At 67.1% G+C, this 15,206-nt stretch carries 14 protein-coding genes; 8 read left to right on the top strand and 6 right to left on the bottom strand.

Annotation, left to right across the window (positions count from 1 at the left end):
• Window positions 1–361 precede the first annotated feature (361 nt).
• Window positions 362–1,699 (top strand): MATE family efflux transporter, encoded by a 1,338-nt coding sequence (locus PYS65_RS18265; RefSeq protein WP_279335011.1) that lies wholly within the window; start codon window positions 362–364, stop codon window positions 1,697–1,699.
• 97 nt (window positions 1,700–1,796) lie between these two features.
• On the opposite strand, the gene rplI is transcribed toward PYS65_RS18265, so the two are convergent.
• From rplI to rpsF, 4 genes are all read right to left on the bottom strand, one after another.
• On the bottom strand, window positions 1,797–2,243 hold the full coding sequence (rplI, locus tag PYS65_RS18260) for a 50S ribosomal protein L9 (RefSeq protein ID WP_279335010.1): 447 nt from the start codon (window positions 2,241–2,243) through the stop codon (window positions 1,797–1,799).
• An 18-nt stretch (window positions 2,244–2,261) separates the two neighbouring features.
• Window positions 2,262–2,498, bottom strand: a complete 237-nt coding sequence (gene rpsR / locus PYS65_RS18255; RefSeq protein ID WP_003949403.1) for a 30S ribosomal protein S18 — start codon at window positions 2,496–2,498, stop codon at window positions 2,262–2,264.
• Between the two features lie 43 nt (window positions 2,499–2,541).
• Window positions 2,542–3,129, bottom strand: a complete 588-nt coding sequence (locus PYS65_RS18250) for a single-stranded DNA-binding protein (protein WP_279335009.1) — start codon at window positions 3,127–3,129, stop codon at window positions 2,542–2,544.
• A gap of 77 nt (window positions 3,130–3,206) precedes the next feature.
• Window positions 3,207–3,497: a 30S ribosomal protein S6 gene (gene rpsF / locus PYS65_RS18245; RefSeq protein WP_062188887.1), complete on the bottom strand. Its 291-nt coding sequence runs from the start codon at window positions 3,495–3,497 to the stop codon at window positions 3,207–3,209.
• Window positions 3,498–3,812: 315 nt separating this feature from the next.
• Between rpsF and PYS65_RS18240 the strand changes: the two genes are divergently transcribed.
• The 3 genes from PYS65_RS18240 (at window position 3,813) to PYS65_RS18230 (ending at window position 6,527) form a co-directional block, all read left to right on the top strand.
• The gene (locus PYS65_RS18240) at window positions 3,813–4,127 is read left to right on the top strand and encodes a hypothetical protein (protein ID WP_279335008.1); all 315 of its coding nucleotides are present in this window, start codon (window positions 3,813–3,815) and stop codon (window positions 4,125–4,127) included.
• Window positions 4,128–4,290: 163 nt separating this feature from the next.
• Window positions 4,291–5,412 (top strand): lipid II:glycine glycyltransferase FemX, encoded by a 1,122-nt coding sequence (locus PYS65_RS18235; protein WP_279335007.1) that lies wholly within the window; start codon window positions 4,291–4,293, stop codon window positions 5,410–5,412.
• A gap of 83 nt (window positions 5,413–5,495) precedes the next feature.
• Window positions 5,496–6,527 carry an alanine racemase gene (locus PYS65_RS18230; RefSeq protein ID WP_279335006.1) on the top strand — a complete coding sequence of 344 codons (1,032 nt, stop codon included), beginning with the start codon at window positions 5,496–5,498 and terminating at the stop codon, window positions 6,525–6,527.
• A gap of 158 nt (window positions 6,528–6,685) precedes the next feature.
• Here the strand turns inward: PYS65_RS18230 and PYS65_RS18225 are convergent, their stop codons facing one another.
• Window positions 6,686–8,194, bottom strand: a complete 1,509-nt coding sequence (locus PYS65_RS18225) for a glycosyltransferase family 87 protein (protein WP_279335005.1) — start codon at window positions 8,192–8,194, stop codon at window positions 6,686–6,688.
• 98 nt (window positions 8,195–8,292) lie between these two features.
• Window positions 8,293–10,995 carry a transglycosylase domain-containing protein gene (locus PYS65_RS18220; RefSeq protein WP_279335004.1) on the bottom strand — a complete coding sequence of 901 codons (2,703 nt, stop codon included), beginning with the start codon at window positions 10,993–10,995 and terminating at the stop codon, window positions 8,293–8,295.
• A 398-nt stretch (window positions 10,996–11,393) separates the two neighbouring features.
• On the opposite strand from PYS65_RS18220, the gene PYS65_RS18215 reads away from it, so the two are divergent.
• The 4 genes from PYS65_RS18215 to PYS65_RS18200 all read left to right on the top strand — a co-directional run bounded on the left by PYS65_RS18215 (window position 11,394) and on the right by PYS65_RS18200 (window position 15,160).
• Window positions 11,394–12,077: a PadR family transcriptional regulator gene (locus tag PYS65_RS18215; RefSeq protein ID WP_279335003.1), complete on the top strand. Its 684-nt coding sequence runs from the start codon at window positions 11,394–11,396 to the stop codon at window positions 12,075–12,077.
• Window positions 12,078–12,121: 44 nt separating this feature from the next.
• Window positions 12,122–13,204: an inositol-3-phosphate synthase gene (locus PYS65_RS18210; protein ID WP_279335002.1), complete on the top strand. Its 1,083-nt coding sequence runs from the start codon at window positions 12,122–12,124 to the stop codon at window positions 13,202–13,204.
• Between the two features lie 78 nt (window positions 13,205–13,282).
• The gene (locus PYS65_RS18205) at window positions 13,283–14,545 is read left to right on the top strand and encodes an MFS transporter (protein ID WP_279335001.1); all 1,263 of its coding nucleotides are present in this window, start codon (window positions 13,283–13,285) and stop codon (window positions 14,543–14,545) included.
• 123 nt (window positions 14,546–14,668) lie between these two features.
• Window positions 14,669–15,160 carry an LppU/SCO3897 family protein gene (locus PYS65_RS18200; protein ID WP_279335000.1) on the top strand — a complete coding sequence of 164 codons (492 nt, stop codon included), beginning with the start codon at window positions 14,669–14,671 and terminating at the stop codon, window positions 15,158–15,160.
• Window positions 15,161–15,206: the final 46 nt, after the last annotated feature.

The following is a 15,206-nucleotide window of genomic DNA, read 5'->3' as shown; positions in this document are numbered from 1 at the left end:
GCCGGATTTGCGGCCATTCGGCAACCGGCGGACGGAGCGGGCGCCGGACCACCGTAGGCCCGTATGCACCGTCAGCCAATCTGGTTATCCACAGACCCTGTGGACAACGGGGTCAATGCTGTGGAGAAGTTCGCCAAACCTGTGCACGACCCGGTGGACAGCCCTGTGAACAAGGAAACTCTGCCGCCGCGATGACCACGCTGACCTGGGGTTTCCTAGTCCACTGCCTGTGTAGAAGAAAAACTTTCCCAGACGGGCCAAGATCCCTTCGATCGCTGTGCGCATGCACACACCCTGCGCCATCAAGTAAGGGTCTATAGAGCTTTGCATCTCTTACCTGTGGACGATTAGATTGGTGCACATGACACAGGCCCCCGCGCGCCCACGCGCCGTCCGACGGCAGCACGACCGCGAGATCGTCATGCTGGCCGTCCCGGCTTTCGGCGCACTTGTCGCCGAGCCCCTTTTCGTCCTGGCCGACAGCGCCATCGTCGGCCATCTCGGCACCGCACAGCTCGCCGGTCTCGGCATCGCGTCGGCCCTTCTGGTGACCGCCGTGAGCGTCTTTGTCTTCCTGGCCTACGCCACCACCGCCGCCGTCGCCCGGCGCGTCGGCGCCGGTGATCTCCCTGCCGCCATCCGCCAGGGCATGGACGGAATCTGGCTCGCCCTGTTCCTCGGTGTCGCCGTCATCACTGTCGTCCTGCCCACGGCACCGGCCCTGGTGGACCTCTTCGGCGCCTCGGACACAGCGGCCCCCTACGCGATCACCTATCTGCGCATCTCAGCTCTCGGCATACCGGCCATGCTGATCGTGCTCGCCGCGACCGGTGTTCTGCGCGGACTGCAGGACACGAGGACGCCTCTCTACGTCGCCGTCGCCGGCTTCGTCGCCAACGGCATCCTCAACGTCGGGCTGGTCTACGGCGCCGGCTTCGGTATCGCGGGCTCCGCCTGGGGCACGGTCATCGCCCAGTGCGGCATGGCCGCCGCCTATCTGATCGTGGTGCTCAGAGGAGCACGCCGACACGGCGCCTCACTGCGCCCCGACATCGCGGGGATCAGGGCTTCCGCCCAGGCCGGCGCACCGCTGCTGGTGCGCACTCTCTCGCTCAGGGCCATCCTCATGATCACGACCGCCGTCGCCGCCCGACTCGGCGACTCCGACATCGCGGCTCACCAGATCATCCTCTCCCTGTGGAGTCTGCTCGCCTTCGCACTGGACGCCATCGCGATCGCCGGGCAGGCCATCATCGGCCGCTATCTGGGAGCCGGGGACGCACAGGGTGCCCGTGAGGTGTGCCGTCGCATGGTGGAGTGGGGCATCGGCGTCGGAGTCGTTCTCGGCGTGCTCGTGATGCTCTCCCGGCCGGTTTTCCTGCCCCTGTTCACCAGCGATTCCACGGTCATCGACGCGGCGCTGCCCGCTCTGGCGCTCATTGCCCTGTCCCAGCCGATCTCCGGCATCGTCTTCGTTCTGGACGGAGTGCTGATGGGCGCGGGCGACGGGCCGTACCTGGCCTGGGCGATGCTGATCACCCTGGCGGTCTTCGCCCCGGTCGCCCTGCTGGTCCCCGTGTTCGGGGGCGGTCTCACCGCGCTCTGGGGCACGATGACGCTCATGATGACCATTCGGTTGCTGACCCTGTGGGTCCGTACCCGTTCGGGCCAGTGGGTCGTCACCGGCGCCACGCGCTGACGCGGTTCCCGCGGAAGGCGGTGTTTCACGGGAAACGACGGTGGGGGCCGCACCCCGAAGGGTGCGGCCCCCACCTCACTGCTTCAGCGAGCAGTACTTACTCCGAGACGACCTCGATGTCGACCTTGGCGGCAACCTCGGGGTGCAGACGCACGTGCGTCTCGTGGGCGCCCAGGGTCTTGATCGGGGCACCCAGCTCGATGCGACGCTTGTCGACCTGAGGACCGCCGGAAGCCTTGATCGCGGAAGCGATGTCGGCCGGGGTGACGGAACCGAAGAGACGACCGGCGTTGCCGGAGCGGACCGCGAGGCGGACCTTGACGCCCTCGAGCTGGGCCTTCACCTGGTTGGCCTGCTCGATGGTCTGGATCTCGTGGATCTTGCGAGCACGACGGATCTGCTCGACGTCCTTCTCGCCACCCTTGGTCCAGCGGATCGCGAGCTTCCGCGGGACCAGGTAGTTGCGAGCGTAACCGTCCTTGACGTCGACGACGTCGCCCGCGGCACCGAGGCCGGAGACCTCGTGGGTGAGGATGATCTTCATGAGTCGGTCACCCTTCCCTTATCGCGCGGTGGAGGTGTAGGGCAGCAGCGCCATCTCACGGCTGTTCTTGACAGCCGTGGCGACGTCACGCTGGTGCTGCGTGCAGTTGCCGGTCACGCGGCGGGCACGGATCTTGCCGCGGTCGGAAATGAACTTCCGCAGCATGTTCGTGTCCTTGTAGTCCACGTACGTGACCTTGTCCTTGCAGAATGCGCAGACCTTCTTCTTCGGCTTGCGCACAGGCGGCTTCGCCATGATGTATCTCCTGTGTGATCAAGAAGTGTGGGTACGGCCCGCCCTAGAAGGGGGGCTCGTCCGAGTAGCCACCGCCGCCGCCGGAGCCTCCGCCCCAGCCGCCGCCCTGCTGGCCACCACCGCCCTGGTTGCCGCCGGCGGGAGCGCCGCCGGTCGCCCAGGGGTCGTCGGCCGGGGCGTTGCCGCCCTGCTGGCCGCCGCCGGAGCCTCCGCCCCAGCCGCCGCCCTGCTGGCCACCACCGCCGTAACCACCCTGCCCACCGCGGCCGGTGGTCTTGGTGACCTTGGCCGTGGCGTTGCGCAGGCTGGCGCCGACTTCCTCTACGTCCAGTTCGTAGACCGTGCGCTTGACGCCCTCACGGTCCTCGTAGGACCGCTGCTTCAGCCGGCCCTGCACGACGACGCGCATGCCTCGCTGGAGCGACTCGGCGACGTTCTCCGCCGCCTGACGCCAGACCGAGCAGGTCAGGAACAGGCTCTCGCCGTCCTTCCACTCGTTCGTCTGGCGGTCGAAGGTGCGGGGAGTCGACGCGACACGGAACTTCGCGACGGCCGCACCGGACGGGGTGAAGCGCAGCTCGGGGTCATCGACAAGGTTGCCGACGACCGTGATGACGGTCTCGCCTGCCATGGGGGAACCTCTCGGCGGGTTTGCTGCTGGCTGCTGGTACTGCTACTCGGATCCCGGGATCGACTGAGCGGAGACGCTCAGTGGTTCTCGGGGCGGAGGACCTTGGTCCGGAGGACCGACTCGTTCAGGTTCATCTGGCGGTCGAGCTCCTTGACGACCGCAGGCTCGGCCTGCAGGTCGATGACCGAGTAGATGCCCTCGGGCTTCTTCTTGATCTCGTACGAGAGACGACGACGGCCCCAGGTGTCGACCTTCTCGACCTTTCCGCCGCCGTCACGGACGACAGAAAGGAAGTTCTCGATCAGCGGGGAGACAGCACGCTCCTCGAGATCGGGGTCGAGGATGACCATCACCTCGTAGTGACGCATGTGGAACCCACCTCCTTCGGACTCAGCGGCCACGGTCGTTCCGTGGCAGGAGGGTCGTGATGCGTTGCGCAACGATGTCTGTCAGTAGAACAGCCGCCACTGACAATCGATGTCGGGCGGCGGTTTCCCAGGCCGACCGGGGCGGACCGTGGTCCTGCCCTGATCCTGACTGGATCTGTCCGGACAGACACCGGTGCAGACGGTACACAGTACCCGCACAGTGGCTTCCGGTTGAAATCCGGCCCGGAAGCCCGTCAGTCTGTACACATCGGGTGTGTACGGCGCTACGATGCGCCGCCTTTCGCAGGAGGTGCCATGGCACAGGCATTGCGACCCAACACCGCCGGAGGCCTTTTCGCCACGGACGGAAAGTCCCACCCACTCCAGGACACCCTGCTCGCGGTGACCCTGGTGCTGGGCATCACGTCCTTCATCACGGCGATGTTCCACCACCTGCACCTGCTCAGCTCCTGGACCGGCCTGGTGGGAATTCTCACCGGCGCGTACGGCCAGTGGGTCTCGCAGACGACACGGGGGCGCTTCGGCCTCATCGTGGGCCTGGGCGCATCGGCCGTCGGCTTCTTCCTGGGCATGGCCCACGGCGGCCTCTTCGGCGGGCTCTTCGACTGATTCCGGGCACCCCTGCCTGAATACCGTGGAGCGCCCCGGCCGACGACCGGCCGGGGCGAAGGTCCGTGCGCCCAACCGGGTCGGCTCCCAGGCGCAGTAGGCTTCGCGCGAGAGCCGGAGCCCCTGATCCCATGGGGACACACCAGCCCGAGGAGCGCCCCGAATGACCCTGACCCTGAGGACCATCAGCCGAGAGCAGCATCTGGCGTACCTCCAGAGCCTGCCGTCGGCGAGTCACATGCAGGTCCCGGCCTGGTCGGACGTCAAGGCGGAGTGGCGCGCGGAGAACCTCGGCTGGTTCGACGACCGGACCGGCGAGATGGTCGGCGCCGGCCTCGTCCTCTACCGGCAGCTGCCCAAGATCAAGCGCTACCTGGCCTATCTCCCCGAGGGCCCGGTCATCAACTGGTTCACGCCAAATCTTCAGGAATGGATCGAGCCGATGCTCGCGCACCTGAAGCAGCAGGGCGCGTTCTCGGTGAAGATGGGCCCGCCGGTGGTCATCCGGCGCTGGGAGGCGGTGACCATCAAGAAGGGGATCCAGGACCCGGACGTTAAGCGTCTGCGTGACCTGGAAGCCGACTTCATCGAGCCCCGTGCCTTCGAGGTCGCCGACAAGCTGCGCCGCATGGGATGGCAGCAGGGCGAGGACGGCGGGGCCGGCTTCGGCGACGTCCAGCCCCGCTACGTCTACCAGGTGCCGCTGGCGAACCGGTCCCTGGAAGAGGTCCACAAGAACTTCAACCAGTTGTGGCGCCGCAACATCAAGAAGGCCGAGAAGGCCGGCGTCGAAGTCGTCCAGGGCGGCTACGACGACCTGCCCGAGTGGCAGCGGCTGTACGAGATCACCGCCGTGCGCGACCGTTTCCGGCCGCGCCCGCTGTCGTACTTCCAGCGCATGTGGACCGCCCTCAACACCGAGGACCCCAACCGCATGCGGCTGTACTTCGCCCGGCACAACGGCGTGAACCTGTCCGCGGCCACGATGCTGATCGTCGGCGGCCACGTCTGGTACTCCTACGGCGCCTCCGACAACATCGGCCGTGAGGTCCGGCCCTCGAACGCGATGCAGTGGCGGATGCTGCGCGACGCCTACGCGCTCGGCGCCACCGTCTACGACCTGCGCGGCATCTCCGACTCGCTGGACGAGACGGATCACCTCTTCGGCCTGATCCAGTTCAAGGTGGGGACGGGCGGCCAGGCCGCCGAGTACCTCGGCGAGTGGGACTTCCCGCTGAACAAGCTGCTCCACAAGGCGCTCGACATGTACATGTCGCGCCGTTGAGCCCGCCCCCGTCGCACTGTCCGATCCATCAGCTCCCCTCTCTCTGACACACCGCAGCAACCAGAAAGGTTCCAGGTCCGGCCATGGCGCTCACGCTCTACGTCGACACCGCGCGCTGGCGGGCGCACCACAAGCACGTACAGCAGCAGTTCCCGGGGCTCGTCCCGGTCTGCAAGGGCAACGGCTACGGCTTCGGGCACGAGCGGCTGGCCGAGGAGGCCACCCGGCTGGGTTCGGACGTCCTCGCCGTCGGCACGACGTACGAGGCCGCCCGGATCAAGGACTGGTTCGGTGGCGACCTGCTGGTGCTGACGCCGTACCGGCGCGGCGAGGAGCCCGTCCCGCTGCCCGACCGGGTGATCCGCTCGGTTTCGTCGGTCGACGGTGTGTACGGTCTGGTCGGCGCCCGGGTGGTCATCGAGGTGATGTCCTCGATGAAGCGGCACGGCGTCAGTGAGCAGGATCTGCCCCAGCTGCACTCCGCCATAGAGAACGTCCGGCTGGAAGGCTTCGCCATCCACCTGCCGCTGGACCGCACCGACGGATCGGACGCCGTCGAGGAGGTCATCGGCTGGATGGACCGTCTGCGGGCCGCCCGTCTCCCCCTGCACACGATGTTCGTCAGTCACCTCAAGGCCGAGGAACTGGTCCGGCTGCAGCAGCAGTTCCCGCAGACCCGTTTCCGCGCCCGTATCGGTACCCGGCTGTGGCTGGGGGACCACGAGGCCACCGAGTACCGCGGTGCCGTCCTGGACGTCACGCGCATCGCCAAGGGGGAGAGGTTCGGCTACCGCCAGCAGAAGGCCGCGTCCGACGGCTTCCTGGTGGTCGTGGCGGGTGGTACGTCGCACGGGGTGGGTCTGGAGGCCCCCAAGGCGCTGCACGGTGTCATGCCGCGCGCCAAGGGCGTTGCCCGCGCCGGACTCGCCACGGTGAACCGGAACCTCTCTCCGTTCGTCTGGGGCGGCAAGCAGCGCTGGTTCGCCGAGCCGCCTCACATGCAGGTGTCGATCCTGTTCGTGCCCGCGGAGGCGTCGGAACCTCAGGTCGGCGAGGAACTGGTGGCCCACCTGCGGCACACCACCACGCAGTTCGACCGGGTCCTCGACCGTTGAGCGGCGGTGGGGGGACGAGCTGAGCGGCGAGCGCAGAACGCGGGAAGGCGTCTGAGCAGGCGTCCGGACAGCGAGGAAGGCCGGGCACGGTAGTACCGTGCCCGGCCTTCCTCATGCCTCTCTCGCCTGTCTCCGGGCGAGCGTCACCAGTCGTTCGCTCAGAGTGAACCGCTGGTGGCGCCGGCCCCGCCCCACTTGACCCGTGGCCCGTCGAAGTGTGCGACATGCTGTGCGGGTCGGGCGGCGGGGCCGAGGACGAAGACGTCCTCGGCTCGGTCGAGCACCCCTCCCGAAGGATCGTCGTCACCGGAGCGGCGCACCGGGTCCCGCTCGGGCAGCAGGATGTCGCGCACGATCATGACGCACAGATAGAGCGTCCCGAGCAGATGCAGAACGATGGCCCAGTGATAACCGTCGACGGGCAGTCCCTTGTGGTCGTCTCCACTGGTCGTGTACGCGAGGTACATCCAGATGCCGAGGAAGTAGGCCACCTCGCAGGTCTGCCAGATCAGGAAGTCCCGCCACTTCGGCCGGGCCAGGGCGGCCAAGGGCACCAACCACAGGACGTACTGGGGTGAGTAGACCTTGTTGGTGAGGATGAACGCCGCGACGACCAGGAAGGCGAGCTGCGCGAAGCGCGGTCGGCGGGGAGCCATGAGAGCGAGTGCGGCGATACCCACGCAGCACAGCAACATCAGTGCTGTGGCGAGTGTGTTCACGGTGTCGGTGCTCAGCGGGTCGGACGAGTTGTGGGCGATGATCAACCAGAAGGAGCCGAAATCGACGCCCCGTTCCTGGCTGAACGTGTAGAACTTCGACCAGCCGTCAAAGGCGAAGAACATCACCGGCCCGTTCACCACGGCCCAGGCGACGACCGCACCGCCCAGGGCGGTGCCGTACTCCCGCCAGCGGCCGGCGCGCCAGCACAGCACCAGCAGCGGCCCCAGAAGGAGCACGGGGTAGAGCTTGGCGGCCGTGGCAAGCCCCAGAAGGACCCCGAAGGCGAGGGGACGGCCACGCGACCACATGAGCATCGCCGCGGCCGTCAGGGCGACCGCCAGCAGGTCCCAGTTGATCGTCGCGGTCAGGGCGAAGGCGGGCGCCAGAGCGACCAGGAGACCGTCCCAGGGCCGCCGTGTGTGCGTGCGGGTCACACAGACGGCGATGACGGCCGCGCACACCATGAGCATCCCGGCGTTGACCATCCAGTACCACTGCTCCTGGTCCTGGATGCTGCCGCTGCCGGGCGTGAGCCAGGAGGCGACCTCCATGAACACACCGGTCAGCACCGGGTATTCGAGGTACTGCATGTCACCGGGGAGCTGGTCGAAGTACGGCACCAGACCGTCGGCGAAGCCCCGCCCCTGGTAGAGGTGCGGGATGTCCGAGTAGCACGCGTGCGTGTACTGGGAACCGGCGCCGAAGAACCACGCGCCGTTGTAACAGGGCGCCTTCTGTACCAGGCCGAGGGTGAACAGACCGATCGCCACGAGCACGATCACCCGGACCGGACTCCACCAGGACGCCCCGAGGAGGGCATGCCGCCCGAGCGGACCACCGATCAGCTCGCTGCCGGCCTCGGCGACCTCGTCCTCCCGGGTCGGTTCCACCGGCTCCGGCTCGCGGACGCTCGCTTGCGTCGATTCTCCACTGGGCATGCCGCACATCCTGCCGTACGTGCCAGGACTACGCCGAGGGCCGCCGTACCCGTGGGGTACGGCGGCCCTCGTTTCACGTGAAACACCCAGGTCGGGCAAGCGGGCGATTAGCCGGCCGGGCCTCCGAAGAGACTACCGTTGTTTCCGCCGCCGTTTCCGTTGCCGTTGCCGCGGTTGACGCCTTCCTCTTCCGATTCCGAGGGCGACGGTGAACTGGTCACCCCGCCGTCCGTCCCACCGGCGTCCGCACCGCCCGGTCCGGCACCACCCGTGTCGTCCTCCCCCTTGCAGCGGAAGTCGAGCGGCCTGCAGGTCTCGGTCTCACTCGGGGTGGGGGTGCTGGGCTCCGGCTCCGGCTCCGAGGTCGACGGAGACGGCGACGGCGTCTCCTCCTCGGTCTCGGTGGGCGAAGGAGTGGGGGTCGGCGACGGAGTGTCGTTGACGATCTCGCCGATGGGCTTCGGCGTCGGGAAGGGCACCGACTTCTGGCCCTTCAGCGCGTCCTCCATGTAGTCCGCCCAGATCTCGGACGGGAACGAGGCGCCGTGGATCTTGTCCTGGCCGCCCGTGCCGAACATCTTCAGGAACTCGCGGTTCTTGATGGTCTCGTCGTCGGGGTACCGGAACATGCTGATCGCGGTGGACAGTTGCGGGGTGTAGCCGACGAACCAGGCGGACTTGTTGCCGTCCGTGGTACCGGTCTTGCCCGCCACCTCACGGCCCTCGAGCTGGGCGTTGGTGCCGGTTCCCTCCTCGACGACGGTCTTCAGTACGTCCGTGACGTTGTCCGCGACCAGAGAGGTGAACGCCCGCTCGGTCTGGATCTTGTGCGTGTAGACCGTGCCGTCCTTGCTGCTCGTCACCCTCTTGACGGAGAACGGGTCACGCTGCTCACCACTGGCCGCGAAGGTGGCGTACGAACCCGCCATCCGGATCGCGCTGGGGCTCGAGGTACCGAGGGAGAACGACGGGTAGTTCGTTCCGGCGAGGCTGCTCTCCAGAAGCCCGGAGTCCTCCGCGGACTCCTTCACCTTGTCCAGGCCGACATCCACGCCGAGCTGGACGAAGGAGGAGTTCACCGACTCCCGCATCGCCTCACGGAGGTCGATCTTGTAGTCGGGCGCAGTGCCGTACGTCTGGTCGCCGTCATTGACCTGCTGCCACTGCTCGCCCTTCTCGTTCTGCCAGACCGAACCGTCGTATTCCTTGATCTTGAGCTTGTTCTGGCCGCTGTACAGGCTCTTCTCGGACACCTGCGTCCGCTCGTCCTGGGCCTGGTCCGGATCGCCGTCGGGGTCCCGGACACCCCACTTCATGGCGGCCGCCAGCACGTACGGCTTGAACGTCGAGCCGACCTGGGCGCCGGTCGCGTCGGCGTTGTTGGTGAAGTGCGTGGTCGCGTCGGCACCGCCGTAGATGGCCACGATCGCGCCGGTCGCCGGGTCCACCGAGGCTCCGCCGAACTGGACGTGGGTGTCCTTGTCGGGGCGCTCCTCGGGCTTGATGTTCTTCTTGTAGACCTTCTGGACCGACTCCTCGAGTGCCTTGACCTTCTTCTTGTCGAAGGTCGTGTAGATCGAGTAGCCGCCCTGCTCCAGCAAGTCGGCGGTGATGCCGGTTTCCTCGCTGTTGTTGACGATGTACGCCTTGGCGAGGTCCACGAGGTAACCGATCTGCCCGCTCAGCGCGGTGTTCGACCGGGGGTTCTGCACCTCGGGCAGCTTGGTGTACTTGGCTCTGGTCGCGGGATCCAGATGCCCGTACTCGACCATCTTGTTCAGCGTGTCCTGCATCTGGAGCCGGGCACGCTTCTTGTTCGCCGCAGGGCTGGCGTTGACCGGGTCGATGGAACTGGCGCCGGCCGGGTCGTAGTAGGTGGCTCCCTTGAGGACCGCCGCCAGGAAGGCGCACTCGCCCTCGTCGAGGTTCACGGCCTTCTTGTCGAAGTAGGCCTGCGCCGCGGCCTGGATCCCGTAGGCCCCACGCCCGTAGTACGCCGAGTTCAGGTAGCCCGCAAGGATGTCTTTCTTTTCCTTGGTGGTGCCCACCTTGACCGAGACGAACATCTCCTTGACCTTGCGGGAGATGGTCTGCGACTGGTCGTCCAGCATGGCGTTCTTGACGTACTGCTGGGTGATCGTGGATCCACCCTGCGTGTTGCCACCCCTGGCCATGTTGAACACGGCGCGGGCGATGCCCTTGGGGTCGATGCCGCTGTCCTCGTAGAACGTCTTGTTCTCCTGGGAGATGACCGCTAGCTGCATCGCCTTGGGGATCTCTTCGATCTCGATGATCTGGCGGTTGCGCTCACCACCCGTGGCGACCATCTGTGAGTTGTCGGACCAGTAGTAGACGTTGTTCTGCGCTTTCGCGGTCTTGGCCTCGTCAGGAACGCCCACCATCGCGTACCCGATCCCCGCGGCAGCCACCATGCTGCCGAAGAACGCGATACACAGGCCGGTGACGAACTTCCAGGACGGCATCCAGCGGCGCCAGCCGTACTTGTCGTGGCGCGGATAGTCGATGATCCGTTTCTGGTCGGAAGGTGCCGCCCGGCCTCGGCCGGGCCCGGTGGAACCGGCCCGGCGGCCCCCGCCTCTCTGCGCCGCGCGTCGCGCTTCGGCGCGGCTTCCATGACTGTGGACCTCACCACCCGAGTCGCGGGAGTCCGACCCATAGGAATCGGACGGAGACCCGGTGGCGCCGCGCGGCGCCGCGCGGCGGCCGGAGGACGAGCCTGACTGGCCTCGTCGGGCCGCGGCACGTCCGCCACCCTGCGGCTGCGGTGGTTTGCGACGGTGCTCGCTCATCGAACGACTACTCCTCGGGCAGGCGCATCTCGCGCGCCTGGAAACGGCAGCTGGTTTCCGGTCCCCCCGAAGTACGGATGCGGTGGGTTCCGCATTCATCCCGTACTGCACCGGGGACGAGGACGCCCCCAGGCGTCACTCGGTTCCCGGTGTGTTGTGCATGGCGCACAGACTACGCATCACCAAAACCTGTCGAGCGCAGAAGTTCGGCTCAAATCAGGCAACTTGCTCCGATCGAACCGGTGATGTGATCCCGTTCACCACCCTCCCCCTTGTCCCAGCCGGATGGCCGTTCTATCGTCGTGATGTATCGAGTCGATACATCAGCTCGGCATAAGGACGGCGATGAGCCGGCCACGAGACCGTCACCGCACGACCGCGGCAGAGAGGAGGCGACGATGAGCCGGCGTTCCGGGATCCTCGAGTTCGCCGTACTCGGCCTGCTCCGCGAGTCTCCGATGCACGGCTATGAGCTGCGCAAAAGACTCAATACGTCACTGGGTGTGTTCCGTGCCTTCAGCTACGGGACGCTCTACCCCTGCCTCAAGACGCTGGTCGCCAACGGCTGGTTGATCGAGGAACCGGGAAACACCACAGAGGACGCCCTCGCCGCTCCCCTCACGGGCCGTCGCGCCAAGATCGTCTACCGGTTGACGGCCGAGGGTAAGGAGCACTTCGAACAGCTGCTCTCCCAGACGGGCCCCGACGCGTACGAGGACGAGACCTTCGCCGCGCGGTTCGCCTTCTTCGGACAGACATCACGTGACGTACGCATGCGTGTGCTGGAAGGCCGCCGCAGCCGGCTGGAGGAGCGCCTGGAGAAAATGCGGGTCTCACTGGCCCGGACCCGGGAGCGTCTCGACGACTACACGCTCGAGCTCCAGCGTCACGGGATGGAGTCCGTGGAGCGGGAAGTGCGCTGGCTGAACGAGCTCATCGAGAGCGAGCGGGCCGGGCGAGACCTCAAGGGTCCCGCTTCCGGGGCGTCCCCTCGACAGGACACCACATCTGGAGCGTCGGGCGACCTGCCCCGGCCGGGGGACCGCCCCCGGCCGGATTCGCCCGACGACACCGCCACGTGAGTCCCGCTCAGGGCCTCACTCGTACTACACAGGGAGCAACCGGAATGGGTTCGGTTCGCGTAGCCGTCGTCGGCGTGGGCAACTGTGCCGCATCGCTGGTACAGGGAGTCGAGTACTACAAGGACGCCGACCCGGCGTCCAAGGTCCCGGGCCTGATGCACGTCCAGTTCGGCGACTACCACGTCCGCGACGTCGAGTTCGTCGCCGCTTTCGACGTGGACGCCAAGAAGGTCGGCCTCGACCTCGCTGACGCCATCGGCGCCTCCGAGAACAACACCATCAAGATCTGCGACGTCCCCAGCACCGGTGTGACGGTCCAGCGCGGTCACACCCTCGACGGTCTCGGCAAGTACTACCAGGCCACCATCGAGGAGTCCGCGGAGGAGCCGGTCGACGTCACCCAGGTCCTCAAGGACAAGCAGGTCGACGTTCTGGTCTGCTATCTGCCCGTCGGCTCCGAGGACGCGGCGAAGTTCTACGCCCAGTGCGCCATCGACGCCAAGGTCGCCTTCGTCAACGCCCTCCCGGTGTTCATCGCCGGCACCAAGGAGTGGGCGGACAAGTTCACCGAGGCCGGCGTACCGATCGTCGGTGACGACATCAAGTCCCAGGTCGGCGCCACCATCACGCACCGCGTCATGGCGAAGCTGTTCGAGGACCGCGGCGTCGTCCTGGACCGCACGATGCAGCTGAACGTCGGCGGCAACATGGACTTCAAGAACATGCTCGAGCGTGAGCGCCTGGAGTCCAAGAAGATCTCCAAGACACAGGCCGTCACCTCCCAGATCCCCGACCGGGACCTCGGCGAGAACAACGTGCACATCGGCCCGTCCGACTACGTCGCCTGGCTGGACGACCGCAAGTGGGCCTATGTGCGCCTCGAGGGCCGCGCCTTCGGCGATGTCCCGCTGAACCTGGAGTACAAGCTCGAGGTCTGGGACTCCCCGAACTCCGCGGGTGTCATCATCGACGCCCTGCGCGCCGCGAAGATCGCCAAGGACCGCGGCATCGGGGGCCCGATCCTGTCGGCTTCGTCGTACTTCATGAAGTCCCCTCCGGTGCAGTACTTCGACGACGACGCCCGCGTCAAGGTCGAGCAGTTCATCCAGGGCAAGGTCGAGCACTAGAACCTCCCCACTGTGGGCAGTTGAGGGTCCCCGGGTCGTGTGCCCCGGGGACCCTCCCCGTATGTGAGGCTGTGGCTCATGGCCGTCGTCCGTGACCTGCGCGTCCTGCTGCGTTTCCAGGGCTTCAGACGCCTGCTCGCCGTCCGGCTGCTCTCCCAGGGCGCCGACGGTGTCTACCAGGTCGCCCTCGCCGCCTATGTGGTCTTCTCGCCGGAGAAACAGACGTCCGCCGTGGCCGTCGCCTCCGCGATGGCGGTCCTGCTGCTCCCCTACTCCCTGGTCGGCCCTTTCGCCGGTGTCCTGCTGGACCGCTGGCGCCGCCGTCAGGTCTTTCTGTACGGCAACCTGCTGCGCGCGCTGATGGCCTCGGTGACCGCCGTCCTGATCCTCGGCCAGGTCCCGGACTGGCTTCTCTACGTCTCAGCCCTGTGTGTCACCGCCGTCAACCGCTTCGTCCTCGCCGGCCTGTCCGCCGCCCTGCCGCGCGTGGTGGACTCCGAACGACTGGTCGTCGCCAATTCCCTCTCGCCGACGGCCGGCACCCTCGCGGCGACCGCGGGCGGCGGTCTGGCCTTCGTCGTGCGCCTGGTCGTCGCGGACTCCGACGCCGCCGTCGTGCTCGTGGGCGCGGCGCTGTATCTGTGCGCGGCCCTGGCGTCGCTGCGCATCGCGAAGGAACTGCTCGGTCCTGACCGGGCGCTGGTACATCCACGGCTCGCCACGGCGCTCACCGGCACCGTCCGCGATCTGATGGCAGGTCTGCGCCACCTTGCCGCATCTCCACGCAGGGAGGCGGCCTGGGCGCTCACCGCGATGTCCCTGATGCGGTTCTGCTACGGCGCCATGCTCGTCATGCTGCTGATGCTGTGCCGGTACGCCCTGAGCGACACCGCGGACGAGGGACTCGCTCTTCTGGGACTGGCGTTGGGTGTGTCCGGCGCCGGCTTCTTCGTCGCGGCCGTCGTGACTCCTTGGGCCGCGGGGCGGTTCGGGCCCGGCCGCTGGATCATGCTGTGCGCGGCGGCCGCCGCGGTCCTGGAGCCCGCGCTCGGTCTGCCCTTCGCCGCCGGCCCTCTGCTGATCGGGGCGTTCGTCCTGGGGCTGACCACCCAGGGCGCGAAGATCGCCACGGACACCATCGTCCAGTCCTCCGTCGAGGACGGTTTCCGAGGCCGGATCTTTGCCCTCTACGACGTCCTGTTCAACGTGGCTTTCGTCGGTGCCGCCGCGGTGGCCGCCCTGATGCTGCCACCGGACGGCCGGTCGGTCCCACTGGTGGTAACGATCGCCGTTATCTACGGAGCAGTAGCTGTGGCTATCGCCCGCTTTGAGCGCCAGTAAGTGTCACATCAATGCCACAGAGCTCCAGCACGGCGTGGCGTTGTCAGTACCAGCCGATACCTTACGTGCGTCTTATCAACGCGTCTTTCGCGCCACGCACTCACGTTCCAGGGGGACCTCCAAGTGACCACTCCGCCACCTCAGGGCAACCCGTTCGCCCAGGGCCAGCAGCAGCCCTACGGCCAGCCCCAGGGCCAGGCTCCGCAGCCGCCCCAGGGCGGTTTCCCCCAGCAGGCAGGTCAGCCTGGCTTCCCCGCACAGGGCGCCCCGGTCCCCCCGCCGACTCCCGCCGGGCGCTTCAACAAGAAGCTGCTGCGCGTCCTCGGCCTCATCGTCGTCGCGGTCCTCATAGCCCTGGGCAAGTGGTTCTTCGGGCAGACGGACGCAGAGACCACGTCCGTGGGCAGCTGCATGCACAACGAGGGCACACAGTCCAGTGCGGACCTCAAGACGGTCGACTGCTCTTCAGGCGATGCTCAGTACAAGGTCGTCGAAAAGTTCGACAACACCAGTGACGACAGCAAGTGCGAGGCTGTCGCGGAAGCGACGATCTCGTACTACCAGACGGGCAGCAGCAGCCACAACGTGGTCCTCTGCCTCAAGGAAGTGAAGTAACACCTTCGCTCAGACCGTGCGTGGGGGGGGTGGTGTTTCACGTGAA

It is taken from the genome of Streptomyces cathayae, assembly GCF_029760955.1.
Taxonomy (GTDB): Bacteria; Actinomycetota; Actinomycetes; order Streptomycetales; family Streptomycetaceae; genus Streptomyces; species Streptomyces cathayae.
This window is presented reverse-complemented; position numbering and strand designations above follow the sequence as displayed.

What these genes read in the sequence shown, in the direction of transcription:
- PYS65_RS18265 (WP_279335011.1), top strand. Translation starts at nt 362, where the DNA reads ATGACACAGGCCCCCGCGCGCCCACGCGCCGTCCGACGGCAGCACGAC.
- rplI (WP_279335010.1), bottom strand. Translation starts at nt 2,243, where the DNA reads ATGAAGATCATCCTCACCCACGAGGTCTCCGGCCTCGGTGCCGCGGGC.
- rpsR (WP_003949403.1), bottom strand. Translation starts at nt 2,498, where the DNA reads ATGGCGAAGCCGCCTGTGCGCAAGCCGAAGAAGAAGGTCTGCGCATTC.
- PYS65_RS18250 (WP_279335009.1), bottom strand. Translation starts at nt 3,129, where the DNA reads ATGGCAGGCGAGACCGTCATCACGGTCGTCGGCAACCTTGTCGATGAC.
- rpsF (WP_062188887.1), bottom strand. Translation starts at nt 3,497, where the DNA reads ATGCGTCACTACGAGGTGATGGTCATCCTCGACCCCGATCTCGAGGAG.
- PYS65_RS18240 (WP_279335008.1), top strand. Translation starts at nt 3,813, where the DNA reads ATGGCACAGGCATTGCGACCCAACACCGCCGGAGGCCTTTTCGCCACG.
- PYS65_RS18235 (WP_279335007.1), top strand. Translation starts at nt 4,291, where the DNA reads ATGACCCTGACCCTGAGGACCATCAGCCGAGAGCAGCATCTGGCGTAC.
- PYS65_RS18230 (WP_279335006.1), top strand. Translation starts at nt 5,496, where the DNA reads ATGGCGCTCACGCTCTACGTCGACACCGCGCGCTGGCGGGCGCACCAC.
- PYS65_RS18225 (WP_279335005.1), bottom strand. Translation starts at nt 8,194, where the DNA reads ATGTGCGGCATGCCCAGTGGAGAATCGACGCAAGCGAGCGTCCGCGAG.
- PYS65_RS18220 (WP_279335004.1), bottom strand. Translation starts at nt 10,995, where the DNA reads ATGAGCGAGCACCGTCGCAAACCACCGCAGCCGCAGGGTGGCGGACGT.
- PYS65_RS18215 (WP_279335003.1), top strand. Translation starts at nt 11,394, where the DNA reads ATGAGCCGGCGTTCCGGGATCCTCGAGTTCGCCGTACTCGGCCTGCTC.
- PYS65_RS18210 (WP_279335002.1), top strand. Translation starts at nt 12,122, where the DNA reads ATGGGTTCGGTTCGCGTAGCCGTCGTCGGCGTGGGCAACTGTGCCGCA.
- PYS65_RS18205 (WP_279335001.1), top strand. Translation starts at nt 13,283, where the DNA reads ATGGCCGTCGTCCGTGACCTGCGCGTCCTGCTGCGTTTCCAGGGCTTC.